The sequence below is a fragment of the Streptomyces sp. NPDC017993 genome (genome assembly GCF_044328065.1).
Classification (GTDB): Bacteria; Actinomycetota; Actinomycetes; order Streptomycetales; family Streptomycetaceae; genus Streptomyces.
Window position 1 is genome coordinate 410,861 of the sequence record NZ_JBIRGO010000005.1, and the last position, 23,535, is coordinate 434,395.

The window sequence follows — 23,535 nt, forward strand, 5'->3', positions numbered from 1 at the left end:
CGGAGTGTATACGCGAAGCGCATAGCGATCCGGGCCCCCGACGCCGACGCCGATGCCATCGCTGACGCCGCTGCCGACGCCGCTGTCGTTCGTCCTCAGCCGTTGTCCGAGGGGGCCGGGGGCGGCTCCCCCTTCGGTGGCCGGCCGCGCCGCGGAATCGCTCCCGCCCCCTTCGGCAGCCGCCCGGCGTCCCCGAGCGCCTTGCGCAGCAGGAACTCGATCTGCGCGTTGGTGCTGCGCAGTTCGTCGCCCGCCCACCGCGCCAGCGCGTCATGGATCAGCGGGTCGAGCCGCAGCAGCACCTGCTTTCGCTGCTGCGGCCGTCGCACGGGTGACCGGCCGTCCTCGGCGGCGGGCTCCTCGGGGGTGTCGTCGCTCACTGGTAGAGCGAGCCCGTGTTGAGTACCGGCTGGGCGGCCCGGTCCCCGCACAGCACGACCATCAGATTGCTCACCATGGCCGCCTTGCGCTCCTCGTCCAGTTCGACGATGCCCTGCTCGTTGATCCGCGCCAGTGCCTGCTCGACCATGCCGACCGCGCCCTCGACGATCTGCTGGCGGGCCGCCACGACCGCGCCGGCCTGCTGCCGCTGGAGCATCGCGGAGGCGATCTCGGGGGCGTAGGCGAGGTGGCTGAAGCGGGACTCGATGATCCGTACGCCGGCGGCCTGGACCCGAGCGGTCAGTTCGGCGGCGAGCTTCTCGGTGATCTCCTCGGCGTTGCCGCGCAGCGACAGGCCGTCCTCGTCGTGGGCGTCGTAGGGGTACTCGATCGCGATGTGCCGGACGGCGGCCTCGGTCTGGGTGGCGACGAACTCCAGGAAGTCGTCGACCTCGAAGAGCGCCTGGGCGGTGTCCTCGACCTTCCACACGACGATCGAGGCGAGCTCGATCGGGTTGCCGTAGGCGTCGTTGACCTTCAGCACCGCGGTCTCGTGGTTGCGGACACGGGTGGAGATCTTGCGGGCGGTGGTGAGCGGGTTCACCCAGCGCAGGCCGTCGGTGCGGATCGTGCCGGCGTACCGGCCGAAGAGCTGGATGACCCGGGCCTCGCCGGGCGCGACCATCTTCACGCCGGTCATGCAGAAGAAGGAGGTGAGCAGCAACAGGATGCCGACGATGACCATCGGCACACCGGCCCCGTTGTTGCCGCCGGAGCCGAGTATGCCGCCGACGATGATGATCGCGATGCCGAGGAAGACCCCGAGCACGGTCAGCAGCAGGGCGACGCCGCCCGGGATGCTGTGCGCGGCGGTCTCGCGGACCTGCGGCTGAGGCATCTCGGGAGCGTCGACGGCGAGGTCGCCGCCGGGGTCGGAGGCCGGAGTGGCGGGTGTCTGGTCGGACATAGGGGTCCCCGTTTCTTCAGGTACGGCGTCACTGATGCCGCGGGCCTAGCAAAGTGATAGCACTTTACCCCTTCCCGCCCCTGCGGGTCCAGGGCGAGGGATGACACCCCTGTCCCGGTTCCCCCGCATCGGGTGCTGATTGTCACGTAGGGAAAAGCCTTGATCGATGAGTATTTGTTGACAGATGCGGTGTTAGCTTCGACAGCTGACTTATCCGGGGGCGGAACGACTGGAGTTGCGGGAGCGATGGGCCGAGCGGATGTGAGAAGGGCGCAGCAGGGGAGCGCCCGCCGGGCCAAACGGAAACAGAAGAGGGGCGGCATACGCCGCTTCTTCACCTGGAAGAAGATCCTCGGAACCTTCCTCGGGGCATGCCTGCTCGGCATCCTCGGCTTCATCGGCCTGTACCTCTACGTGGACGTCCCCACGGACGGCAACAAGCAGGCCACCGCGCAGAGCAACGTCTACAAGTACGCCGACGGCAAGGTCATGGCCCGGGTCGGCGCGGTCAACCGCGAGAGCGTGCCGCTCAGCCGAATACCGAGGGCCGTCCAGCGCACCTTCGTCGCCGCCGAGAACAAGACCTTCTACCAGGACTCCGGCGTCGACCTCAAGGGCACCGCCCGCGGCATCCTGAACACCCTGCGGGGGCAGGGCAAGCAGGGCGGCTCGACGATCACCCAGCAGTACGTCAAGAACTACTACCTGAGCCAGGAGCAGACGGTCAGCCGCAAGCTCCAGGAGATCGTCATCTCCCTCAAGGTGGACAACAAGTTCAGCAAGGACGACATCCTCGCGGGCTACATCAACACCAGTTACTACGGCCGCGGCGCATACGGCATCCAGGCCGCCGCGCAGGCCTACTACGGCGTCGACGTCGACAAGCTCACCGTCTCCCAGGGCGCCTACCTCGCCTCGCTGCTCCAGGCCCCCAGCCAGTACGACTGGTCCACGGCGAGCAAAGCCGGCCAGACCCGGGTCAAGGAACGCTGGGCCTACACCCTCGACAACATGGTCGAGATGGGATGGCTCCCCGCGGCGGACCGCAGGAAGCAGGAGTTCGCCAAGCCGGACGAACCCAAGCCGCTGCCCGGACTCGACGGCCAGACCGGCTACCTCATCACGGCGGCCAAGAAGGAACTCTTCGCCAAGGGCGTCGACGAGAAGGAGTTCGAGGCCGGCGGCTGGACCGTCACCCTCGGCATCGACAAGGACAAGCAGCAGCAGCTGGAGAAGTCCGTCAAGCGCAAGCTCACCGACGAGATCGACCCCAAGAAGCGCAAGGTCGACGCCGACGCCCAGCTCGGCGCCACCTCGGTGGACCCCGGGACCGGCCACATCGTGGCGATGTACGGCGGCGATGGCTACACCAAGCACTACACCAACAACGCGCTGCGCTCCGACTACCAGCCGGCGTCCACCTTCAAGCCGCTGATCCTCGCCTCGGCCATGGAGCACAACGCCACCACCCAGAACGGCTTGCCGATCAACCCGGACACGGTCTACGACGGCAGCAACCGCCGCCCGGTCGTGGGTGGCACGATCCCCTTCGCACCGCCCAACGAGGACGAGCGCGAGTACGGGAAGATCAGCGTCCAGACGGCGACGAACAACTCCGTCAACGCCGTCTTCGCGCAGATGGGCGAGGACGCCGGACTTGACCAGGTCAAGAAGACCGCGGTCAGCCTGGGCATGGACGGCAGCAAGATGGACGTCAAGCCCGCCATGACCCTGGGCACCATGGGAGCCAGCCCGCTCCAGATGGCCGGGGCCTACGCGACGCTCGACAACCACGGCAAGAAGGTCACCCCGGCGCTGGTCACCAAGGCCGTGCACGGCACCGACGCGGAGCACCCGCTGCCGGACCCGATCGGCGAACAGGTCCTGTCCCGCAAGACCGCCGACACCCTCACCTCCGTCCTGACGGGCGTGGTCAACGACGGCACCGCCTCGGACGCCGTGAAGAACACCGACTACGAGGCCGCGGGCAAGACCGGCACCTCCGACGACAACAAGTCGGCCTGGTTCGTGGGCTACACGCCGAAGCTGGTCACCGCGGTCGGCATGTTCGGCGAGGCCGCGGCATCGGACGACAAGGTCCGCCAGGGCGCTCAGGTCACGCTCAAGGGCGTCGGGGGCGGCGGCCGCGTCAACGGTGGCGGCTACCCCGCCAGGGTGTGGGCCGACTACACCGCGGGCGCACTCGGGGACAACACGGGCGCCGACTTCGACCTCGACACGAACCTCGGCGCCGGGGTACCCCCGACCAGCACCCCGACGCCGACCAAGACGCCGTCGCAGACGCCCTCGGCGCCCGAGACGCCGAGCAACAGCCCCTCGCAGACTCCCTCGACGCCGAGCCAGACGCCGTCGCAGACACCGAGCGGCACGCCGCCCACCCCGCCCACCACGACGCCGTCCGGCCCCGCGCCGCCGAACGGCGGCACCGAAGGCGGCGACGCCGGCGGCGAAGAGACCGGAGGCAACGGAGCCAACGGCCTGCCCGGCTTCGACTGACGGCAGGCCACCGGCCATCCGCCCGCTCCCACACACCGCGGCCCCCGCATCGATGCGGGGGCCGCGGTGTGTGCGTTCTACGGGCGCCGGTCAGCCGCCGTTGACCGCCTTGGCGATCCGGTCGCCGATGCCCTTGTCGATGTTGCGCCAGTACTGGAACGCGCGCTCCTGCACCGGACGGCTCACCCCGTTCAGGAGGTGGCCCGCGACATTGCCGACCAGCCGGTCGCGGGCCGCGTCGTCGAGGACCTCACGGACCATCGTGCCCGGCTGCCCGAAGTCGTCGTCCTCGGGGCGCAGCGTGTACGCCTCGCGGACCATCTCACCGCCGGTCTCCCAGCCCGCCGGCTCGCCGTAGTTCGCGACATCGGCCGCCGGACCGCCGTACGAGTTCGGCGCGTACGGCCGGGCCACCCGCGCCGGGTCGAAGCGCATCGGGCCGTCCTTGGCGTACGAGTGGGCGGGTACGTGCGGCCGGTTGGGCGGCAGCTGCGCGTAGTTCGGGCCGATGCGGTAGCGGTGGGTGTCCGGGTAGGAGAACAGCCGGCCCAGCAGCATCTTGTCCGGGGACGGGCCGATGCCCGGCACCATGTTGGACGGCTCGAAGGCCGCCTGCTCGATGTGGATGAAGAAGTCTTCCGGGTTCCTGTTGAGCGTCATGCGCCCGACCTCGATCAGCGGGTAGTCGCCGTGCGGCCACACCTTGGTCAGATCGAACGGGTTGAAGCGGTAGTCCGGGGCGTCCGCGAACGGCATGACCTGCACATACAGCGTCCAGGACGGCGCGTTGCCGCTGTCGATGGCGTCGAACAGATCGCGGCGGTGCAGGTCCGCGTCCTCGCCGGCGATCCGGTCCGCCTCCTCCTGGGTGAGGAAGTCGATGCCCTGGTCCGTCTTGAAGTGGTACTTGATCCAGAACTTCTCGCCGCCGTCGTTGACCCACATGTAGGTGTGCGAGCCGTAGCCGTTCATGTGGCGATAGCTCTTGGGGATGCCGCGGTCGCCCATCAGCCAGGTGACCTGGTGGGCGGACTCCGGCGACAGCGTCCAGAAGTCCCACTGCATGTCGTTGTCCCGCAGCCCGTTGTCCGGGCGCCGCTTCTGCGAGCGGATGAAGTCCTGGAACTTGATCGTGTCCCGGACGAAGAAGACCGGGGTGTTGTTGCCCACCAGGTCGTAATTGCCGTGCTCGGTATAGAACTTGAGCGCGAAGCCGCGTGGGTCGCGCCAGGTGTCGGGGGAGCCCTGCTCACCGGCGACGGTCGAGAAGCGGGCCAGCATCTCGGTGCTCTTGCCCGGCTGGAAGAGGTCCGCCTTGGTGAACTGGCTGACATCGTTGGTGACCTGGAAGGTGCCGTACGCGCCGCTGCCCTTGGCGTGCACCACGCGCTCGGGGACCCGTTCGCGGTTGAACTGGGCCATCTTCTCGATCGTGTAGTGGTCCTGGAGCAGGATGGGGCCATCCGGGCTCACAGTCAGCGAGTGCTCGTCGCTCTCCACCGGGATGCCGGCGTTGTTCGTGGTGCGTGGTACGCGTGATGCCGAGCTGGTCATGGAGGAACGCCTCCCGTTCGACGACTGGGATGGGGGTCGGTCAGTCCCTTGTACCCACACAAGCAGTCAACGCCTCCGACGGCATGTCGGCAAGAACTGGACCCCGTCCGGTCTCGGACGGGGTCCAGCATGTGAAACGGGGCGCCGGGCGGCGACTTAGCCGCGTGCGGCACCCGGCGGCATCGACAGCTCGAACCAGACGACCTTGCCCATGCTCAGCCGGGTCGCGCCCCAGCGTCGCGCCATCCGGTTGACCAGGTACAACCCCCGGCCACCCTCGTCGGACGGCCTGGCCTGCCGCAGCCGCGGCAGCTGCGGCACATCGTCGCCCACCTCGCAGCGCAGCACGTCCGTGCGCAGCAACCGCAGCGTGATCGGCCGCTCCGCATACCGCACCGCGTTCGTCACCACCTCGCTGACCAGCAGCTCCAGCTGGTCGGTCAGCTCGTCCAGGCCCCAGCGCGCCAGCGCCCGCCGGGCCAGCCGACGCGCCTGACCTGCGGTCTGGGCCTTGGGATCCAGATACCAGTACGCGACATCGCTCGGCGCGATCCCGTCGAACCGGGCCGCGAGCAGCGCGATGTCGTCATCGCGGTCGCCGGGACCCAGCATGTCCAGCACCTCGTCGCACAGCGGCTCCAGCGGCGGCGGATTGGGGCCCGTCAGCCGGGCCGTCTCCGTCAGACGCTCCCGCAGCTGCTCGATGCCGGTCCACACGTCCCGGATCCGCGACTCGACCAGGCCGTCCGTGTACAGCACGAGCGTGGCGCCCGCCGGGGCGTCCAGCTCCACCGCCTCGAAATCGACCCCGCCGACACCGATCGGCGCGCCCGGCGGCACCCGCAGCACCTCCGCGCGGCCGCCGCGATGCAGCATCACGGGCGGCGGATGCCCCGCGTTCGCGATGATGATCCGGTGCGCCACCGGGTCGTAGACCGCGTACAGGCAGGTCGCCATCCGGTCCGAGCCCAGCCGCTGCGCCTGCTCGTCGAGATGGTGCAGCACCTCCTGCGGCGGCAGATCCAGACCGGCCAGCGTCTGCGCCGTCGTCCGCAGCTGCCCCATGATCGCGGCGGAGGTCATCGAGTGGCCCATGACGTCGCCGACCACCAGCGCCACCCGGCTGCCCGGCAGCGGGATCGCGTCGTACCAGTCGCCGCCCACCCGGGCGGTCTCCGCGGCCGGCAGATAGCGGCTGGCGAGCCGCACACCGGTCGGCTGCGGCAGCGAGTCCGGCAGCATCGTGCGCTGGAGCGCGTCGGCGATGTACGCCTCGCGGCCGTAGAGCACCGCCTTGTCCACACCCAGGGCGGTGTGCGTCGCCAGCTGCGCCGCCACCAGCAGATCGTCCGGCTCGAACGCCGGCCGGTCCGGGCGGCGCAGGAACACCGCCGCACCGATCACCCGCCGGCGGCCGCGCAGCGGCGCCAGGATCACCCGGTGCCCGCCGGGCAGCCGGGTGTCGGGGCCCAGCAGCTCGGGCAGTGCCGTCCGCGCCGCCTGCGCCTCACCGAACAGCGGGCGCACTCCGCGCAGCACCTCGGCCAGCGGCCCACCGGGCCGCACCTCGGCCAGTTCGGCAGCGCTGCCGCCCATCGCGGGCCCGAGGTCCGGCTGGGCGGGCAGTACCGGGAGTCGGGCGCCGTTGGTGTCCGGCTCCTCCGGAATGCGGTCGGTACGGCGCAGCCGCAGCACCACGGGACCGGTCGGCCGCTCGTCGCCGACCGGTAGCGGGTCCCGCAGGTACACCAGGATCGCGTCGGCGAACGTCGGCACCGTCGCCCGGCACAGGCCGAGCACGATCTCGTCGAGGTCTATGCCGCGGGCGATCCGCCGGGTCGCCGCTCCGATGAAGCGCAGCCGGTCACCGCCCGCCTGCCGGGCCGCCGCCACCTCCCCGCTCTCGCCGGGATGCCCGGACCTGGCCGGGGGAGCCGACGGCGCCTCCGCGCTCTGCTGCGGCGGCACCGCCCCTCCGCTGCCACCGGCCGGCGCCCGCGCCGCGTCGCCGCCGCGCGCTCCGGCCGGATCGGGTCCGCCGCCGCGGGACGCGGGCGGTGGCACCGACGGCGGGCCGGACTGATCGGTGTCACGCGGCCGGGACCGGCCCGACCTGCCGCCGGCGCTCCCGCCCTCGCGGGGGCGGCCGATGCCGTTGCCGCCGGGCCGCGGCTCCTCGCCGGGCTCGGGCGTCCCGGCACGGCCGACAGCGGCGTGGCGTACGGCGGGCTGCTCGGATTCCGTACGGCCCGCGCCCTCGTCGGCCGCCGCCTGGACGGCATGCGGAGCGGGCGGCGGCGACGCCTGGTCCCGGCCCCGGTCCGCGGCGCCACGGGCCGCGTTGCGATCCGTGTCCGGCACTCCGGCCGGCCGTCCGGACACCGGCATCGCCACCTCCGCGTACGGGTCGCTGTAGGAGCTGTGGGAGCTGTAGGAATTGCCGTAGGAGCTCAACGGGTCCCGCCCCGTGGCGTGCCCGACGGCGTCGCGGCCGGCGTCCGCAGCCGCGTCCCGCTCCGCCGCCCCGTGATCGGCCACCGGCTCGTCCTCCGGGCCGCCCGCCGAACCGGCACAGGCCGCGGCCGCGCCCGTGAACCCGGGCGCGGACGTGCCCGCCGAGTCCCCGGCGCCGCCACGCATGCCGATGTCGTCACCCCCGCGCACGGCGAAGCCCGTACCGGGAACCGGGGCGAACCCCGGCGCTGCGGGCTGCTGGAGGGCGCTGCGGGGGTCGGGGACCGCGCCGAGCGGCGCCGTACCGGTGGGCCCCCGCAAAGGGGACGCCGAGGACGCGGCGGTCGGGGCCGACTGCCGCGATTCGTGGGAGGTGGGGTGCTCCGTCACGCGTGGGGTTCCATCCGTCCGGGGCTGCGCGGCTGACGCGCGGCGTCTCAAGCGCGTCGCAGGTGCAGAAAGAGCTGGATCTCGGGTGGTACGTCCGTACTCGCCGGGGCGTACGCATACGAGTCCTCCCCGGTGACCTCGAAGCCTGCGTCGTGCACGACTCGGCGCAGGTCGTCCCGCAGATAACCCGATACCCGGATCGAGTTGCCCAGGAACGGAATCGTGAAGTCGTCGACATCCGCCTCGACCATGGACAGGGCCAGCAGGCCGCCCGGTCGTAGCAGATCATGCGCCATGCGCAGCGCGTAAGGGATTTCCGCACGCGGCAGCATCAGGAGGGAGAAAAAGGCGGCGATGCCGTCGAACGAGCCGGGGCCGCCGAGCCGGCCGTTGCGCAGATCGGCGATGTCCAGCCGGTGGAATTCGACGGCCGGGGCGTTGTCCCGGGCCAGTTTGATCATCGCGGGGGAGAGGTCGACCCCCACCACGCGGTGCCCTGCGTCGGACAGCTGACGGGCGGTCGGCAGGCCCGTCCCGCATCCGAGGTCCAGGATGCGCGAGCCGGCGGGCAGCGCGTCGGCAAGCCAGGCGCCCGACGCGAGCTGGCCCTCCTTGTGCGGAAAGGCCTCGTCGTACCGGTCACCGATCGCGTCGAACGCCTCGGCCTGGCCGGCCCGGTCCAGTGCTAACCGGTTCAGGCCCTCATATCCGTCGTAGCTCGTAGCGCTCACGACCTCGCCCCTCCTGCGACCGCAGTCAAGTTCGTTGTCCAGTTCCGGAGTTGCGCCTGTGCAGTCTTGCGGAGGACGATCCTACGTTTGAAGACCCCTGGCACAGCAAGGGGGATCGGCCCGCGAGAAACAGCATCGCCCATGGGCGCACCTTTCCATGGTTCGCCCCTTCCCTCTCTTCGCTCCCGTACCCGCCCTCACGACCGCGAACGGTCCGGCGCCCGGTCCCAGTCCTCCGGAAGCCGGGGCACCTCCCACGCCGGATCGGGCCGCCAGTCCTCCCAGCCCTCCCCGAACGGCCCGCCCCAGGCCGCGATGTGCGCGACCGCGGCGCGCCCGGCGGACCGGACCTCGGCGGCCTGCGCGGACGTCATCAGACCGTCCCGCTGCGCCTGCGCGAATTCGTCCTCGTCCCGCCACTCCCAGTGCCGGTCGGGGTAGACACAGATGTCGAGGAAGTGGTCCTGGGAGTCGATTCCGCGCGACCAACGGCGGCGCGGCTCCTCCAGATTGACGTACCAGTTCTTGAACTGCCAGTCGCGCTCCCAGAACAGCCACACCGACCACGGGTCGCCCGGGCGGGCCAGCTTCAGCACACCGGTGCCGAACCAGTGATCGCGGGCGGTGCGCCGGGGCTTGGTGTAGCGGGTGGTCAGCGGCTCGCGGTGCACCGGCGTGCCATCGGCGATCACCGGCTTGACGCAGGTGGTGCCGGGCGCCATCCACACCGCGAGCAGCTTCTCGGTGTCCTGGACAACGGTCATCGGACGGCAGATGTGGAACCGGTCGCCGTCGGCGTTGTCGCGATAGCGCCACAGGATGTGATCGCCCGGCGCCCAGCGCCCTCGCCCTGCCGAACCGGCCGTCTCACGGGTGCCGGCCGTCTCGCCTTCCGTCGTGTCCACCATGTCCGCTGTCATGAGCAGATCTTAGGCGCGCCGAGTTACGCGCGCCGTGATCTGAGCCGCACAAGGCGTTACGGGTGCGTCATACGCAGCACGTCCAGCGCCTGGTCGAGCTGCTCCTCGGTGAGCACGCCACGTTCGACGTAACCGCTGGCGATGACCACTTGACGGATCGTCCTGCGCTCGGCCAGCGACCGCTTGGCGACCTTCGCGGCCTCCTCGTAGCCGAGGTACTTGTTGAGCGGGGTGACCACCGACGGGGACGATTCGGCGTACTCACGGGCACGTTCGACGTTCGCGGTGATGCCGTCGACCGTACGGTCCGCCAGCAGGCGCGAGGCATTGGCCAGCAGCCGCACCGATTCCAGCACGTTCTTGGCGATCACCGGGAGCATCACGTTCAGCTCGAAATTGCCCGCCGCGCCGGCCGTGGCCACCGTCGTGTCGTTGCCGGTGACCTGCGCCGCGACCATCAGGACGGCCTCCGGGATCACCGGGTTGACCTTGCCCGGCATGATCGACGAGCCGGGCTGCAGATCGGGCAGGCTGATCTCGGCGAGGCCCGTACGCGGCCCGGAGGCCATCCAGCGCAGGTCGTTGGAGATCTTCGTCAGGCCGACCGCGATCGTCCGCAGCTGGCCGCTGGTCTCCACGATCCCGTCGCGCGCACCCTGCGCCTCGAAGTGGTTGCGGGCCTCGGTCAGCGGCAGGCCGGTGGCGCGCGCCGCCTCGGCGATCACCGCGGCCGAGAAGCCCTGGGGGGTGTTGATGCCCGTCCCCACGGCCGTACCGCCCAGCGGGAGTTCGGCCAGCCGCGGCAACGACGCCCGCAGCCGCTCGACGCCGTACCGCACCTGGGCCGCGTAACCGCCGAACTCCTGGCCGAGGGTCACCGGCGTGGCATCCATCAGGTGCGTACGCCCCGACTTCACGACCTCGGCGAACTCCTCCGCCTTGCGCTCCAAGGAGGCCGCCAGGTGCTCCAGCGCCGGAATCAGATCATGGGTGACCGCCGCCGTCGCCGCGATGTGGATCGAGGACGGGAAGACGTCGTTGGAGGACTGGCTGGCGTTGACGTGATCGTTGGGGTGAACCGGGCGGCCCAGCCGCTCGGTGGCGAGCGTCGCGATGACCTCGTTGGCGTTCATGTTCGACGACGTGCCGGAGCCGGTCTGGAAGACATCGACGGGGAAGTGCTCGTCCCAGCTCCCCTCGGCGACCTCGCCGGCCGCGGACACCACCGCCTCCGCGACGTCCTTGTCCAGCACTCCGAGGTCGGCGTTGACCTTGGCCGCCGCGGCCTTGATCCGCGCCAGCGCCTCGATGTGCGCCCGCTCCAGCCGCTGCCCGGAGATCGGAAAGTTCTCCACCGCGCGCTGCGTCTGCGCCCGCCACTTCGCGTGCGCGGGCACCCGCACCTCCCCCATGGAGTCGTGCTCGATCCTGAATTCGCCGGGGCTGCTGTTCTCGCTCATACCTATCTCAGTGCCCGGAATCCGCGATCTGTTCCCACTCGGGTCGCCCGGCCACCGGATATCACCCGGAGGAGGGCCCCTGGCTTTCCGGCGCCGCCAGGACGCCGCCGGTCTTCACGCCGGATCCGTACGGCTCCTCGACGTGGACCCACGGAACCGTCGCCGGACGGGGACGCGACCCCGATCGTGCGCCCCTACCACCTCGCCCACGAGGCGCGGCAGCGCGGACTCGTCGAGGTGACCTGGTGGGCGCGGACCGGAAGTCGCTCTCGGAGAGGCGGCGTTCGTTGATGACGCCGCGCGTCTACACCGCGGGGCGCGACGGCGCCGTGACGGAAGAGCGGGCGCGGGTCGATGTCGTGGCGGGTGAACCGGTCGACGTGTACGCCCTCAGCCACGCCTGGCCCCCTTGCCGATGCCCTCGGCACCAGGCGCGCCAGGAGGGGCTAAGCGCGGCTCGCCCACTCTTCCAGGAGTGACTCACGGGCAAGGGATCGCAGGTCCGCGGAGAGGTCGGCCGTACGCCACCAGTCGGTGATGAGCGACGGGCGCAGGGCTCCGGAGGCGAATGCTTCGAGGAGTTGGTGGGAGAGTTCCACCTCACGGTGGGTGTAGGCCGCGGCAGCGGCACAGGAGACGGGCCATTCGCTCGCGCCCTCGGCGTGGGTGACGCGCACCGTCATCCGCGGCGCGGCCTCGGGCCCGCCGAGCCCGGACATGGTCGCCGCCAGATCGGCCGCCTTCCGCATGCGGCGCCTCAGGTGCGACCGGGAGGGCGCGTCAGGCACGGACACCTGGCTCACCTGCGACCAGCGCCACGCGTCGCGGACCTCGCCGACGGCCAGCAGGCCGTCATCCGTCAGCCGGACCGCGGACCCTCCGGTGCCGGGAGGGGCGCCGAGCCAGCACCCGTCGGCGTCGGCCCAGAAGAGCCCGACCATGGCTCCTTCGCCTGACGGCAGTTCAGTTCGGTCCGGTGGGGGAGTCCTCGGCCGGTTCGGGTGCGCCATGGGGCATGCCGTTCTCTTCGACTTCGTGGTCGAAAGAGATTCTCCGACACATGACGGGTGCCCGCCGAGCACGGGGCGGATACGGCTGCTCCGGGCACCTCCGGGCACCCCCGGGTCAGTGGCGTGCACAGCTGACGGTCATGCACCTTCGCGCCGAGAGACGCCGAACGTCACCAGGATTGAAGGTAGTTGAGGCCTGTCGGCCGGATGATAATGCTCGACCCGGGCTGTCGGCGTTGTTTCCGCGGCTGGTTGGGGGGAGGGGCATGCAATTCCCGGAAGATATTCCATACTTCGTGGAGAATCGGGATATCGCTGCCTTTTTCAGGGTGGTGCTCAACGTGGAATTCATCGACGACATTGACCGGGAGAGGTCGAATGTCGTCCGAGTGCACCACAAGAAAGGGGAGGTCGTTCGAGAGACGCCGTACGCTCGGCACCTGCGGGGTGCTCTGGAGTACCTGCTTCGCGAGCGGCCGGCCGGCTCGACGGAGTGGGCGCTGATGACGGGTGTGTCGTTCTGGGAGGACGACCGTCTGTACGCATACCTGAAGGATCTGTACGACTACTTCTTCGGCGACCGCAAGGAGCCGCCGGTGGCCCCTGACCCGGAGGCGCGGCAGCCGGTGAAATGACGCTCACGACCTCTCGCCGACTCTGCCGTCGGAGGCTGTTCGCGGGGAGGTGGAACGGCGAGAGCCCCCGACGGCAGGCCGGGGGCTCTCGGGCGCTCGGACGGTCAGTTGCCCTGACGCACCGGGATGCTGGTGAACGTCGGGGCGGGCGCCGGGTCCTGGAAGAAGTCGTTGCCCTTGTCGTCGACGACGATGAAGGCGGGGAAGTCCTCGACCTCGATCCGCCAGACGGCCTCCATGCCGAGCTCCTCGTACTCCAGGACCTCGACCTTCTTGATGCAGTCCTGGGCCAGTCGCGCGGCCGGGCCGCCGATGGAGCCCAGGTAGAAGCCGCCGTGCGTACCGCAGGCGTCGGTGACCTGCTGGGAGCGGTTGCCCTTGGCGAGCATGACCTTGGAGCCGCCGGCAGCCTGGAACTGCTCGACGTACGCGTCCATCCGGCCCGCGGTGGTCGGGCCGAAGGAGCCGGAGGCGTAGCCCTCGGGGGTCTTGGCCGGGCCCGCGTAGTAGACCGGGTGGTCCTTGAGGTACTGCGGCATGTCGTCGCCGGCGTCCAGGCGTTCCTTGATCTTGGCGTGCGCGATGTCGCGGGCGACGACCAGGGTGCCGGTGAGGGACAGGCGGGTCTTGACCGGGTGCTTGGTCAGCTCGGCGAGTACGTCGTCCATCGGGCGGTTGAGGTCGATGGAGACCGCGTTGAGGTCGGGACCCGCACCCTCGGTCAGCTCCTCCTCGGTGGTCTCCGGGAGGAACCGCGCCGGGTCGGTCTCCAGCTGCTCCAGGAAGACGCCCTCGGCGGTGATCTTCGCGACGGCCTGACGGTCGGCGGAGCAGGAGACGGCGATGGCGACGGGGCAGGACGCGCCGTGACGCGGGAGCCGCACGACGCGGACGTCGTGGCAGAAGTACTTGCCGCCGAACTGGGCGCCGATGCCGATCTTCTGCGTCAGCTCGAAGACCTTCTCCTCCAGCTCCTTGTCCCGGAAGCCGTGGCCGGTGGGGGAGCCCTCCGCCGGCAGCTCGTCCAGGTAGTGGGCGGAGGCGTACTTGGCGGTCTTCATCGCGTACTCGGCGCTCGTGCCGCCGACGACGATGGCGAGGTGGTACGGCGGGCAGGCGGCCGTACCGAGCGAGCGGATCTTCTGCTCCAGGAACTTCATCATGGAGCCCTCGTTGAGGACCGCCTTGGTCTCCTGGAAGAGGAACGACTTGTTCGCCGAGCCGCCGCCCTTGGCCATGAACAGGAACTTGTAGGCGCCGCCGTCGGTCGCGTACAGCTCGATCTGGGCCGGCAGGTTGGAGCCGGTGTTCTTCTCGTCCCACATCGTCAGCGGGGCCATCTGCGAGTAGCGCAGGTTGAGCTGGGTGTAGGCGTCGTAGATGCCGCGCGAGAGGGCTTCCTCGTCGCCGCCCTCGGTGAGCACGTGCTGGCCGCGCTTGCCCATCACGATCGCGGTGCCGGTGTCCTGGCACATGGGCAGCACACCCGCGGCGGCGATGTTGGCGTTCTTCAGCAGGTCGAGCGCGACGAAGCGGTCGTTGGCGCTGGCCTCGGGGTCGTCCAGGATCTTGCGGAGCTGGGCGAGGTGCGTGGGGCGCAGGTAGTGCGAAATGTCGTGCATCGCCTCGGCCGCCAGCTTGCGCAGCGCCTCCGGGTCGACCTTGAGGAACGTGCGGCCGTCGGCCTCGAAGGTGCTCACGCCCTCCGAAGTGACCAGGCGGTACGGGGTGTTGTCCTCGCCGGTGGGGAGTAGGTCGGTGTAGGCGAATTCCGGCATTTCGGAGTCATTCCTTACTTGGAGGGGGCTCGGCTGGCATCTACGGCAGCGCCTGACCAGGGTAGAACCCTGGCGCCCGGACGCCGCTGTGAGGTAAGGCTCAGTTGGCGAAGGCCCCGGCGGGCTCGGGATGTCCGAGGTGAGGGGCCCGGTCGCGCCACACCCTGTCGCGATCTATCGCGTTTCGCTAGGCTGCTGTCGTGAACGCTGCAGACGACACACCGGAGCCCGGCTCCGCGACCCCGCCCGTTCCGCTCGAAAAGCGCGACCGGCAGCCGGCGCAGCCGGCCAGGCCCGTGGCCGAGGCCGAGATCCGCGCGTCGGACGCGGACCGCGACCGGATCGCCGGCATCCTCCGCGAGGCGCTGGCCGAGGGCCGGCTGGACGCCGAGGAGCACGCCGAGCGGATCGACTTGGTCTACCGCGCCAAGACGATGGGCGAGCTGGAGCCCGTCGTCCGGGACCTGCCGGCGGCGGCCGACAGCGGTCCGCGTCCCGCCTCGGGGGCGTACGCGTCCGGTGTCCCCGTCCCGGACCAGAACCTGATCGCGGTCTTCAGCGCCTCCGTACGCAAGGGCCGTTGGCAGGTTCCCGCGCGGATCAACGCCGTCGCGATCTTCGGCAGTGTGGAGATCGATCTCACGGAGGCGGTCTTCCCCCAGCAGCAGGTCCAGATCACCGTCACCGCCATCCTGGGCAGCGTCGAGATCCGGGTCCCGGAGAACATCACGCTGCGCAGCAGCGGCTCCGGCGTGCTGGGCGCCTTCGAGGTGGAGACGCACGACGCGGCCGAGGGTGACGCCCCGCAGGTGCAGGTCAACGGCTTCGCCTTGCTGGGCAGCGTGGAGGCGAAGCCGAAGCGTGGCGCCCTGCTGCGCGATCTGCGCGACCGGCTCCGCGAGCAGCGCCTCGACCGGCACGCCCGCCTGCACCACGACCTCCACGGGCGCCGCGACCGCTTCCGTAAGGACCGCGACGACTGAGACGGCTTTCTCCGGCGGCCACCGTGTGCATAAGCGTGCGTACAGCGGGTAGGGCTGGTGCATCGTCTCTCGTACGGCTGCGGGGTGCGAAAAGCCGTGCGCAGCGAGACGGGCAAGGGTGATTTTCTCGCCGAAGCCGTCGTCAGGAGTAGACCGTGCTGCTACCGCATCAGCCCCTGCAGGATGCCGCCGTCGTGCCGTCCCAGCGAGTTCCCGAGCGCGACGAGGCCGGCCCCTGGCATTCGGAGGCGGTGTGCCGTCGGGACGAAGCCGGGCTGTTCTTCGCCCCGTCCAAGGAACCGACCGCCGCGCGACTGGCCAGGGAAGAGGCCGCGAAGCGGGTGTGCGCCCGCTGTCCGGTGATGGTCGAGTGCCGGGAACACGCGCTGCTCCAGCCCGAGCCGTACGGCGTCTGGGGCGGCCTGACCGCCGCCGAGCGCCGGGTGGTGCTGGCCCGGCGGCGGCGCCGGGAGAGTGAGCTCCAGCGCGCCGCCCACATGCCCGTGGTGGGCTGACAGCGCCGATCGGCTTCGGCTCACGCACACGTCGCCCCCGCCGGATCTCCGGCGGGGGCGACGTGTGCGTGCGGACGGGGTGGTGGCCCCGCCGGTGCGTCAGCTGGGGCGCTCGAAGTCCACCGAGCTGTACGCGCGGAGCTTCGACAGCCGGTGCTGGGAGTCGATCTGGCGGATGGTGCCCGACTTGGAGCGCATCACCAGCGACTGGGTGTAGGCGTTCTCGGCGCGGTAGCGGACACCGCGCAGCAGGTCGCCGTCGGTGATGCCGGTGGCGACGAAGAAGACGTTGTCGCCGCTGACCAGGTCCTCGATCTGCAGCACCTTGTCGAGGTCGTGACCGGCGTCGAGAGCGCGCCCGCGCTCCTCGTCGTCCTTCGGCCACAGCTTGGCCTGGAGCGTGCCGCCCAGACACTTGAGGGCGCAGGCCGCGATGATGCCCTCGGGGGTGCCGCCGATGCCCAGCAGCAGGTCCACGCCGGTGCCCTCGCGGGCCGCCATGATCGCGCCCGCGACATCGCCGTCGGAGATGAACTTGATCCGGGCGCCGGCCTCCCGGACCTCCTTGACCAGCCCGTCGTGGCGGGGCCGGTCCAGGATGACGACGGTGACGTCCTCGACGGCGGACCGCTTGGCCTTGGCGATCCGGCGGATGTTCACCGCCACCGGGGCGTTGATGTCGACGTAGTCGGCCGCTTCGGGGCCGGTGGCGAGCTTGTCCATGTAGAAGACCGCGGACGGGTCGAACATCGTGCCGCGCTCGGCGACCGCCATCACGGACACGGCGTTGGCCATGCCCTTGGCGGTCAGCGTCGTGCCGTCCACGGGGTCCACGGCGACGTCGCACTCCGCGCCGGTTCCGTCGCCCACGCGCTCGCCGTTGTAGAGCATCGGGGCGTTGTCCTTCTCGCCCTCCCCGATGACCACGACGCCGTTCATCGAGACGGTGTGGATCAGGGCACGCATGGCCTTGACCGCCGCGCCGTCCGCGCCGTTCTTGTCACCCCGGCCGACCCAGCGGCCCGACGCCATGGCGCCGGCCTCGGTCACCCGGACCAGCTCCAGGGCGAGGTTGCGATCCGGAGCCTCGGGGCTGACCTCGAGGGGGGGCGGGAGATGATGCTCGGTCATCGAGCGCACCTTTCTGTACGGCGACGGCCGTGGAAGTGAGGGTGGTCATGACTTTATCGGTACGTCACGAAAATGAGCAGGGGGCCCTTCGCATGAGCGGCGCCGCAGGCCCCGCATGGCGGGCCGAACGGGCTGGTCGCGGCGGTGCGCGGGCCACCGGTGGCGCGGCCGGCGCGGCCGTGTGACGGCCGTCTCCGGGGGGCCCGTCCGACGCGCCGGAGGCATGGGGGACCATAGGGGCGTGGCAGGTATGCGAGGTAGGCAAACGGTGCGGGACATGGTCCTGTCGCTGGCGGTGATCGGCGTTCTCGTCGGGGCGATCTATGTGTTCATCCCGCACGACGACAGCCGGACCGCCGAGAAGAACGCGGTCCGGACCGTCGACTACCGCGTCGAGGCCATCACGGCCCGGCGCGCGGCCCCGTACCCGGTCGCCGTGCCGAAGGGGCTCCCCAAGACGTGGCGTGCCACCTCCGTCTCGTACAAGGCGAGCAATGACGGCAAGGGCGGCGCCTGGCATCTGGGCATGCTCGACCCCGAGCAGGAGTACGCCGCCATCGAGCAGAGCGACGCACCCGCCAAGGAATTCATCAAGGACGTCACGCTGGGCGCGACGAAGGCCGCGGGCAAGCAGGCCGTCGGCAGCGCGAAGTGGGACCGCTACAAGGGCGAGAAGTACAACGCCCTGGTCCGCACCGAGCCGGGCGTGACCACGGTCGTCACCGGCACCGCGCCCTACGGCAGGCTCGCGGAGCTGGCCGCCTCCCTGGAGGCGAAGAAGGGCTGAGAGGCGACGGTCCCTGGCGGGATCCGGACGTCCCCGGCAGGAGCTACGCATACGACGAGGCCGCCGCACCCGTGAGGGGTGCGGCGGCCTCGTCGTCGTGCGGGAGCCGCGTGGGGAGCCGTGCGGGCTTCGCGCGGCGGGGGGCTCAGACGGTGCTGACGGCCTCGTCGAACTCCAGGCGCGGCGAGCGCGGGAAGAAGGCGTCGGTGCCCGGCTTGCCGATGTTGATGACCAGGAAGGACTTCTGCTTGCCGTCGCCGAAGAACTCCTTGTCGACGCCGGTGAAGTCGAAGCCGGTCATCGGGCCCGCGGCCAGGCCGGCGGCGCGCACACCGAGGATGAAGTAGCCGGCCTGCAGGGTGGCGTTCTGGGTGCCGGCGGCCTCACGGGCGGCGGCCTCGGAGAAGAACGCGTCCTTGACGCCGGGGGCGGCCGGGAACAGGCGCGGCAGGTGCTCGTGGAAGTCGAGGTCCACCGAGAGGATCGCGGTCAGCGGCGCGGACTGCGTCTTGGGGCCGTTGGCGCCCATGGCGTGCTCGACCAGGCGGCGGCGGGCGTCCTCGGAACGGACCAGGGCGATCCGCAGCGGCGACTGGTTGAAGGCGGTCGGGGCGTACTTCACCAGGTCGTAGATCGCCTGGACCTGCTCGTCCGTCACCGGCTCGTCCGTGAACGTGTTGGCGGTCTGGGCCTCACGGAAGAGGAGGTCCTGAGCGGCGGCGTCAAGGGCGAGAGACATAAAGGGCACCTCGGTGAGTCGGCTGGGTTTCAGGTTCTTCGACGAGCCTGATGGGGCTACGTGAACCACTGTAGCGAAGATGTGTGAACATTCAACTAAAACCCGGGAAGTGTGAGTCGGTTCACATGGGGCGATAGGGGCGCGGGGGGCGAGACGGGCGAGGAGTGCATTCCGGGCCGCGGGCTCGGGGTGCCCGCGGCCTCGGGCTCGGCGTCTGCAGTGCGCCGCCGCAGCTCGGCCGGTGCGTCGGCGCGTTTTGGATCCGCGCCCCGGCGACCACCGGCCGCCGGTCTCCCGGCAGCACCGCCCGCCGTGCCAACTCGCCCGCTGCGCTATCCGCGCTCCGCGTCCGCCCCCTCCGCGGGCTCCGCCAGCGCCGCGTCCAGCCGGGCCCGGGCGCCGTCCAGCCAGCGGCGGCAGACCTTTGCCAGCTCCTCGCCGCGCTCCCACAGGGCGAGGGATTCCTCCAGGGTCGTGCCGCCCGCCTCCAGGCTGCGGACCACCTCGATGAGCTCGTCCCGCGCCTGTTCGTAGCCGAGCGTGGAGTCCACGGCGGCCACCTCGGTCTCCGCGCCGGTCGCCACCCCGCGCTCGGCGTCCGCCATGTCGTCCGTCTTCGCCTTCGCCATGTCTCCCACCCTATGCGGGGGGTGTGACAGCGCCAGGAACGCCGTCCACCCGCACCCGGAACTCGCCCTCGGCCACCCGGGCCCGCAACTCCTCGTCCGCCCCGACCTCCTCCGGGGAGCGCACCGCCGCCCCGTCCGGCTTCTGCAGCACCGCGTACCCCCGCTCCAGGGTCGCCTTCGGGGAGAGCGCGACCACCCTCGCCAGGGTGTGCGACAGCTCCGAGTCCGCGCGGTCCAGCAGGTGCCCGAGCGTCCGCCGGCCCCGCTCCAGCAGCGCCGTGACCTGCTCCTCGCGCTCCTCGACCATGCGCTGCGGCCGTTGCATCGACGGCCGGTGCAGGGCCGCGGTGAGCCCCCGTTCCTCGCGCTCCACGAAGCCGCGGACCGCGCGCAGCGCCCGCTCGCGCAGCTGCGTGACCCGGGCCAGCTCCTCACCCACGTCCGGTACGACCTTCTTGGCCGCGTCGGTGGGCGTGGAGGCCCGGAGGTCGGCGACCAGGTCCAGCAGCGGGCTGTCCGGTTCGTGGCCGATCGCGGAGACGACGGGAGTCCGGGCCGCGGCCACCGCCCGGACGAGCTGTTCGTCGGAGAACGGCAGCAGGTCCTCCACGCTGCCGCCGCCCCGCGCCACGATGATCACGTCCACTTCGGGATGGGCGTCCAGCTCCTGGACCGCCTCGATCACCTGCGGCACCGCGTGCACCCCCTGCACCGGCACATTGCGCACCTCGAAGCGGACGGCCGGCCAGCGGTGCCTGGCGTTCTCCAGGACATCCCGCTCCGCGGCGCTGGCCCTGCCGCAGACCAGCCCGATCAGCTGCGGCAGGAACGGCAGCGACGTCTTGCGGTCGGCCGCGAACAGCCCCTCCGCGGCCAGCGACTTCTTCAACTGCTCCAGCCGGGCGAGCAGTTCACCGACGCCGACCGGCTTGATCTCGGCGGCCCGCAGCGACAGCTGACCGCGCGGGGCGTACCACTCGGGCTTGGCGTGCACCACCACCCGGGCGCCCTCGCTCACCACCTCGGCGACCCGGTCGAACACCTGGCGGTAGCACGTCACGCTCACCGAGATGTCGTACGACGGGTCGCGCAGCGTCAGGAAGACGACGCCCGCGCCGGGCCGGCGGGAGAGCTGGGTGATCTGCCCCTCGACCCACACCGCGCCGAGCCGGTCGATCCACCCGCCGATGAGTCGGGACACCTCGCCGACCGGGATCGGCGCTTCCGGGGACGTAGAGACAGCCATACGAGCGAGGGTATCGGCGGCCACCGACAGCGGGAGGGGTCCGCGGGCCCGGCAGCGGCCCGAACCCGGCCTCCCGGCCCACCCGCCGGCCTCGCCCGGCCACGCCCGGCCTTCGTCACATCGGCGGGCTCGTCGGCCGGCGGCTGTCCCGGTACTGCGCCGCCAGCACCACCAGCCCCACCGCCAACCAGATGCCGCCCACGATCTGCGCCGTCGCGGACGCCTCGACGATCACGGCGACGACCACCGCGAGACCCAGCACCGGCACCACCACATGCCGCAGCACGCTCGGCACCTCGGCCCGTTTGCGTACCCAGAACCACCCGACCACGGACGCGTGCAGGAGCGCGAACGCGGTCAGCGCCCCGACGTTGACGATCGACGACAGATGATCGAGCCCGTCGTCCCTGCGGGCCGCCCAGACAGCCGCCACCAGCGTCACCAGGGCGGCGCCCAGCAGGGCCCGGCGCGGCACCCCGCTGCCCGCGTCCACCTTCGACATCGCCCCCGGCAGCCGTCGGTCCCGGGCCATCGCGAACAGCAGCCGGCCCGCCGCCGCCTGCCCCGCCAGCGCCGCGAACGCCGCCCCGATCGCCTTGCTGACGGCCACCAGGTCGTGCAGCCAGTCGCCCACCGCCGAGTCGACCGTGGTGTAGAAGGCTTCGCCCTGCTCCCCGGGGTGGGCCGCCAGCTCCGCCGCGCTCATCGGTGCCAGCAGCGCCGCCAGATACGTCTGTACCGCGAACAGCACACCGGCCACCGCGAGACAGGTGAGCACCGCGCGCGCCACCCTGTCGGACCCGCGCGGGCCGGAACCCGGCGCGCCCTTCGCCTCCTCCGCGAACGAGGCGATGGCGTCGAAGCCCAGATACGACAGCACCGCCACCGACACCGCGGCGAGCACCGCGCTCATCGAGAAGCCGCCCTCGCCCGACAGCGGCGCCGCCCAGCCGCGCTGCGCGCCATGGGTGATCAGCTCGGCGACCGCCGCCACCACGAACACCGTGAGCACCACGATCTCCATCGCGAGCACCGCGAACCCGACCCTCGCTGCGGTCCGTACCCCCCACAGGTTCAGCAGCGTCGTCACCACCACCGCGATCGCCGTCCACACCCACTCGTGCACCGACGGCACCAGCGCGTGCATGGCGATCCCGGAGAACAGATACGCCACCGCCGGGATCAGGAGGTAGTCCAGCATCGCCATCCACCCGGCGATGAACCCCGGGCCCTGGCCCAGCCCCACCCGGGCGTAGGTGTAGACCGATCCGGCCTGCGGGGCGACCCGCACCATCTGTGCGTACGAGTAGGCGGTGAAGGCCATCGCGACGGTCGCGACGAGGTAGACCAGCGCGATCGCGCCGTGCGACTTGGCCTGGAGCGTGCCGAAAATACCGACCGGGGCCATGAGCGCGATGAACAGCAGCCCGTAGACGATGAGATCCCGGAACGTCAGCGTCCGGCGCAGCGATCCGGCCTCGGCGCTGCTCCCTCCCTCGCCGGCACCGTGCTCCGCCGCGCCCTCACCCGTCTCGCCGAACGTCCCCGGCATCGTGCCTCCCTCTGGTGCGCCGGGCCCCACCCGGATGTTCGACGCCGGGCAGGGCACGTTCCTCAGTCTCGGTCACCGGCGCGATCTTTGGGGGTTGAGGTACGGCCGTACGATGGGACGCATGACTGCTACGCCCAGCCCGCCGCCCGCCTCCACCCCGAGCGGAGACGCTTCGCGTCGCGGGGAGACCCGCCGGGTCCTGCTCGCCGCCCCTCGTGGCTATTGCGCGGGCGTGGACCGCGCGGTGATCGCCGTCGAGAAAGCCCTGGAGCAGTACGGCGCGCCCGTCTACGTCCGCCACGAGATCGTGCACAACAAGTACGTCGTGAAGACCCTGGAGAAGAAGGGCGCGATCTTCGTCGAGGAGACCGAAGAGGTGCCCGAGGGCAACATCGTCATCTTCTCGGCCCACGGCGTCGCCCCCGTCGTCCACGACGAGGCCAAGCGCGGCAAGCTCGCCACCATCGACGCCACCTGCCCGCTGGTCACCAAGGTCCACAAGGAAGCCGTCCGGTACGCGAGCGAGGACTACGACATCCTCCTGATCGGTCACGAGGGCCACGAAGAGGTCGTCGGCACCAGCGGCGAGGCCCCCGAGCACATCACCATCGTCGACGGCCCCGACGACGTGCAGAACGTCGAGGTCCGCGACCCGGAGAAGGTCGTCTGGCTCTCCCAGACCACGCTCTCCGTCGACGAGACCATGGAGACGGTCGGCGCTCTCAAGGGCCGCTACCCCAACCTCCTCTCGCCGCCCAGCGACGACATCTGCTACGCCACCCAGAACCGCCAGGTCGCGGTCAAGCAGATGGGCGCCGAGGCCGACCTCGTCATCGTCGTCGGCTCCAAGAACTCCTCGAACTCCGTCCGCCTGGTCGAGGTCGCACTCGGGGCGGGCGCCCGCGACGCCCACCTCGTCGACTACGCCGAGGAGCTCGACGAGGCGTGGCTGGAGGGCGTGGGCACGGTCGGGGTCACCTCCGGTGCCTCCGTCCCGGAGATCCTCGTCCACGGCGTCCTGGACTGGCTCGCCCAGCGCGGCTACGAGGACGTCGAGACGATCACGGCCGCCGAGGAGTCCATCGCCTTCTCGCTGCCCAAGGAACTCCGCCGCGATCTGCGCGCCGAGGCCAAGTCGGCCGTCGAGGGCTGAGCA

At 71.0% G+C, this 23,535-nt stretch carries 20 protein-coding genes; 6 read left to right on the forward strand and 14 right to left on the reverse strand.

Annotation, left to right across the window (positions count from 1 at the left end; all coding sequences use genetic code 11):
* Window positions 1–95 precede the first annotated feature (95 nt).
* Together ACH4FH_RS11435 and ACH4FH_RS11440 are read right to left on the reverse strand one after the other, a co-directional pair.
* Entirely contained in the window at window positions 96–380 is a 285-nt protein-coding gene (locus tag ACH4FH_RS11435) for a hypothetical protein (protein WP_398555545.1), read from the reverse strand.
* Window positions 377–1,348, reverse strand: coding sequence for an SPFH domain-containing protein (locus ACH4FH_RS11440; protein ID WP_398555546.1), 972 nt, complete (start codon window positions 1,346–1,348; stop codon window positions 377–379). The genes ACH4FH_RS11435 and ACH4FH_RS11440 overlap by 4 nt, the downstream gene beginning before the upstream one ends.
* A gap of 246 nt (window positions 1,349–1,594) precedes the next feature.
* On the opposite strand from ACH4FH_RS11440, the gene ACH4FH_RS11445 reads away from it, so the two are divergent.
* Complete coding sequence (locus ACH4FH_RS11445) at window positions 1,595–3,865, forward strand: transglycosylase domain-containing protein (RefSeq protein ID WP_398555547.1); 2,271 nt, start codon at window positions 1,595–1,597, stop codon at window positions 3,863–3,865.
* Between the two features lie 90 nt (window positions 3,866–3,955).
* Here ACH4FH_RS11445 and ACH4FH_RS11450 read toward each other — a convergent pair whose 3' ends face one another.
* From ACH4FH_RS11450 to ACH4FH_RS11475, 6 genes are all read right to left on the reverse strand, one after another.
* Window positions 3,956–5,419 (reverse strand): catalase, encoded by a 1,464-nt coding sequence (locus tag ACH4FH_RS11450; protein WP_398555548.1) that lies wholly within the window; start codon window positions 5,417–5,419, stop codon window positions 3,956–3,958.
* A 156-nt stretch (window positions 5,420–5,575) separates the two neighbouring features.
* On the reverse strand, window positions 5,576–7,570 hold the full coding sequence (locus tag ACH4FH_RS11455; RefSeq protein WP_398555652.1) for a SpoIIE family protein phosphatase: 1,995 nt from the start codon (window positions 7,568–7,570) through the stop codon (window positions 5,576–5,578).
* Window positions 7,571–8,310: 740 nt separating this feature from the next.
* A complete protein-coding gene (locus ACH4FH_RS11460) occupies window positions 8,311–8,994 on the reverse strand; it encodes a class I SAM-dependent DNA methyltransferase (protein ID WP_398555549.1) in 684 nt (227 codons plus the stop codon).
* Window positions 8,995–9,191: 197 nt separating this feature from the next.
* Window positions 9,192–9,914, reverse strand: coding sequence for a DUF402 domain-containing protein (locus ACH4FH_RS11465; protein ID WP_398555550.1), 723 nt, complete (start codon window positions 9,912–9,914; stop codon window positions 9,192–9,194).
* A gap of 56 nt (window positions 9,915–9,970) precedes the next feature.
* Window positions 9,971–11,374, reverse strand: a complete 1,404-nt coding sequence (locus ACH4FH_RS11470) for a class II fumarate hydratase (RefSeq protein WP_398555551.1) — start codon at window positions 11,372–11,374, stop codon at window positions 9,971–9,973.
* A gap of 446 nt (window positions 11,375–11,820) precedes the next feature.
* Window positions 11,821–12,315, reverse strand: a complete 495-nt coding sequence (locus ACH4FH_RS11475) for a hypothetical protein (protein WP_398555552.1) — start codon at window positions 12,313–12,315, stop codon at window positions 11,821–11,823.
* A gap of 335 nt (window positions 12,316–12,650) precedes the next feature.
* On the opposite strand from ACH4FH_RS11475, the gene ACH4FH_RS11480 reads away from it, so the two are divergent.
* Window positions 12,651–13,019, forward strand: coding sequence for a hypothetical protein (locus tag ACH4FH_RS11480; protein ID WP_398555553.1), 369 nt, complete (start codon window positions 12,651–12,653; stop codon window positions 13,017–13,019).
* A gap of 104 nt (window positions 13,020–13,123) precedes the next feature.
* Here the strand turns inward: ACH4FH_RS11480 and ACH4FH_RS11485 are convergent, their stop codons facing one another.
* The gene (locus ACH4FH_RS11485) at window positions 13,124–14,797 is read right to left on the reverse strand and encodes a fumarate hydratase (protein ID WP_398555554.1); all 1,674 of its coding nucleotides are present in this window, start codon (window positions 14,795–14,797) and stop codon (window positions 13,124–13,126) included.
* A 200-nt stretch (window positions 14,798–14,997) separates the two neighbouring features.
* Here ACH4FH_RS11485 and ACH4FH_RS11490 point away from each other — a divergent pair, with 200 nt between their 5' ends.
* Both ACH4FH_RS11490 and ACH4FH_RS11495 read left to right on the forward strand, forming a co-directional pair.
* Window positions 14,998–15,780, forward strand: a complete 783-nt coding sequence (locus tag ACH4FH_RS11490; RefSeq protein ID WP_398555555.1) for a DUF1707 domain-containing protein — start codon at window positions 14,998–15,000, stop codon at window positions 15,778–15,780.
* A gap of 155 nt (window positions 15,781–15,935) precedes the next feature.
* Window positions 15,936–16,295 (forward strand): WhiB family transcriptional regulator, encoded by a 360-nt coding sequence (locus tag ACH4FH_RS11495; RefSeq protein WP_398555556.1) that lies wholly within the window; start codon window positions 15,936–15,938, stop codon window positions 16,293–16,295.
* A 99-nt stretch (window positions 16,296–16,394) separates the two neighbouring features.
* On the opposite strand, the gene glpX is transcribed toward ACH4FH_RS11495, so the two are convergent.
* A complete protein-coding gene (gene glpX, locus ACH4FH_RS11500; RefSeq protein WP_393896323.1) occupies window positions 16,395–17,426 on the reverse strand; it encodes a class II fructose-bisphosphatase in 1,032 nt (343 codons plus the stop codon).
* A gap of 250 nt (window positions 17,427–17,676) precedes the next feature.
* Here glpX and ACH4FH_RS11505 point away from each other — a divergent pair, with 250 nt between their 5' ends.
* Window positions 17,677–18,213, forward strand: coding sequence for a DUF4245 domain-containing protein (locus ACH4FH_RS11505; protein WP_398555653.1), 537 nt, complete (start codon window positions 17,677–17,679; stop codon window positions 18,211–18,213).
* Window positions 18,214–18,358: 145 nt separating this feature from the next.
* Here ACH4FH_RS11505 and ACH4FH_RS11510 read toward each other — a convergent pair whose 3' ends face one another.
* From ACH4FH_RS11510 to ACH4FH_RS11525, 4 genes are all read right to left on the reverse strand, one after another.
* On the reverse strand, window positions 18,359–18,952 hold the full coding sequence (locus tag ACH4FH_RS11510) for a malonic semialdehyde reductase (RefSeq protein WP_398555557.1): 594 nt from the start codon (window positions 18,950–18,952) through the stop codon (window positions 18,359–18,361).
* Window positions 18,953–19,284: 332 nt separating this feature from the next.
* On the reverse strand, window positions 19,285–19,581 hold the full coding sequence (locus ACH4FH_RS11515) for an exodeoxyribonuclease VII small subunit (RefSeq protein ID WP_398555558.1): 297 nt from the start codon (window positions 19,579–19,581) through the stop codon (window positions 19,285–19,287).
* 10 nt (window positions 19,582–19,591) lie between these two features.
* The gene (xseA, locus tag ACH4FH_RS11520) at window positions 19,592–20,827 is read right to left on the reverse strand and encodes an exodeoxyribonuclease VII large subunit (protein ID WP_398555559.1); all 1,236 of its coding nucleotides are present in this window, start codon (window positions 20,825–20,827) and stop codon (window positions 19,592–19,594) included.
* Window positions 20,828–20,942: 115 nt separating this feature from the next.
* Window positions 20,943–22,379, reverse strand: a complete 1,437-nt coding sequence (locus tag ACH4FH_RS11525) for an APC family permease (protein ID WP_398555560.1) — start codon at window positions 22,377–22,379, stop codon at window positions 20,943–20,945.
* Between the two features lie 121 nt (window positions 22,380–22,500).
* Between ACH4FH_RS11525 and ACH4FH_RS11530 the strand changes: the two genes are divergently transcribed.
* A complete protein-coding gene (locus tag ACH4FH_RS11530; protein ID WP_398555561.1) occupies window positions 22,501–23,532 on the forward strand; it encodes a 4-hydroxy-3-methylbut-2-enyl diphosphate reductase in 1,032 nt (343 codons plus the stop codon).
* The last annotated feature ends 3 nt before the right edge of the window (window positions 23,533–23,535 follow it).

What these genes read in the sequence shown, in the direction of transcription:
- ACH4FH_RS11480 (WP_398555553.1), top strand. Translation starts at nt 12,651, where the DNA reads ATGCAATTCCCGGAAGATATTCCATACTTCGTGGAGAATCGGGATATC.
- ACH4FH_RS11440 (WP_398555546.1), bottom strand. Translation starts at nt 1,348, where the DNA reads ATGTCCGACCAGACACCCGCCACTCCGGCCTCCGACCCCGGCGGCGAC.
- ACH4FH_RS11450 (WP_398555548.1), bottom strand. Translation starts at nt 5,419, where the DNA reads ATGACCAGCTCGGCATCACGCGTACCACGCACCACGAACAACGCCGGC.
- ACH4FH_RS11475 (WP_398555552.1), bottom strand. Translation starts at nt 12,315, where the DNA reads ATGGTCGGGCTCTTCTGGGCCGACGCCGACGGGTGCTGGCTCGGCGCC.
- xseA (WP_398555559.1), bottom strand. Translation starts at nt 20,827, where the DNA reads ATGGCTGTCTCTACGTCCCCGGAAGCGCCGATCCCGGTCGGCGAGGTG.
- ACH4FH_RS11510 (WP_398555557.1), bottom strand. Translation starts at nt 18,952, where the DNA reads ATGTCTCTCGCCCTTGACGCCGCCGCTCAGGACCTCCTCTTCCGTGAG.
- glpX (WP_393896323.1), bottom strand. Translation starts at nt 17,426, where the DNA reads ATGACCGAGCATCATCTCCCGCCCCCCCTCGAGGTCAGCCCCGAGGCT.
- ACH4FH_RS11445 (WP_398555547.1), top strand. Translation starts at nt 1,595, where the DNA reads ATGGGCCGAGCGGATGTGAGAAGGGCGCAGCAGGGGAGCGCCCGCCGG.
- ACH4FH_RS11505 (WP_398555653.1), top strand. Translation starts at nt 17,677, where the DNA reads ATGCGAGGTAGGCAAACGGTGCGGGACATGGTCCTGTCGCTGGCGGTG.
- ACH4FH_RS11515 (WP_398555558.1), bottom strand. Translation starts at nt 19,581, where the DNA reads ATGGCGAAGGCGAAGACGGACGACATGGCGGACGCCGAGCGCGGGGTG.
- ACH4FH_RS11525 (WP_398555560.1), bottom strand. Translation starts at nt 22,379, where the DNA reads ATGCCGGGGACGTTCGGCGAGACGGGTGAGGGCGCGGCGGAGCACGGT.
- ACH4FH_RS11530 (WP_398555561.1), top strand. Translation starts at nt 22,501, where the DNA reads ATGACTGCTACGCCCAGCCCGCCGCCCGCCTCCACCCCGAGCGGAGAC.
- ACH4FH_RS11465 (WP_398555550.1), bottom strand. Translation starts at nt 9,914, where the DNA reads ATGACAGCGGACATGGTGGACACGACGGAAGGCGAGACGGCCGGCACC.
- ACH4FH_RS11470 (WP_398555551.1), bottom strand. Translation starts at nt 11,374, where the DNA reads ATGAGCGAGAACAGCAGCCCCGGCGAATTCAGGATCGAGCACGACTCC.
- ACH4FH_RS11485 (WP_398555554.1), bottom strand. Translation starts at nt 14,797, where the DNA reads ATGCCGGAATTCGCCTACACCGACCTACTCCCCACCGGCGAGGACAAC.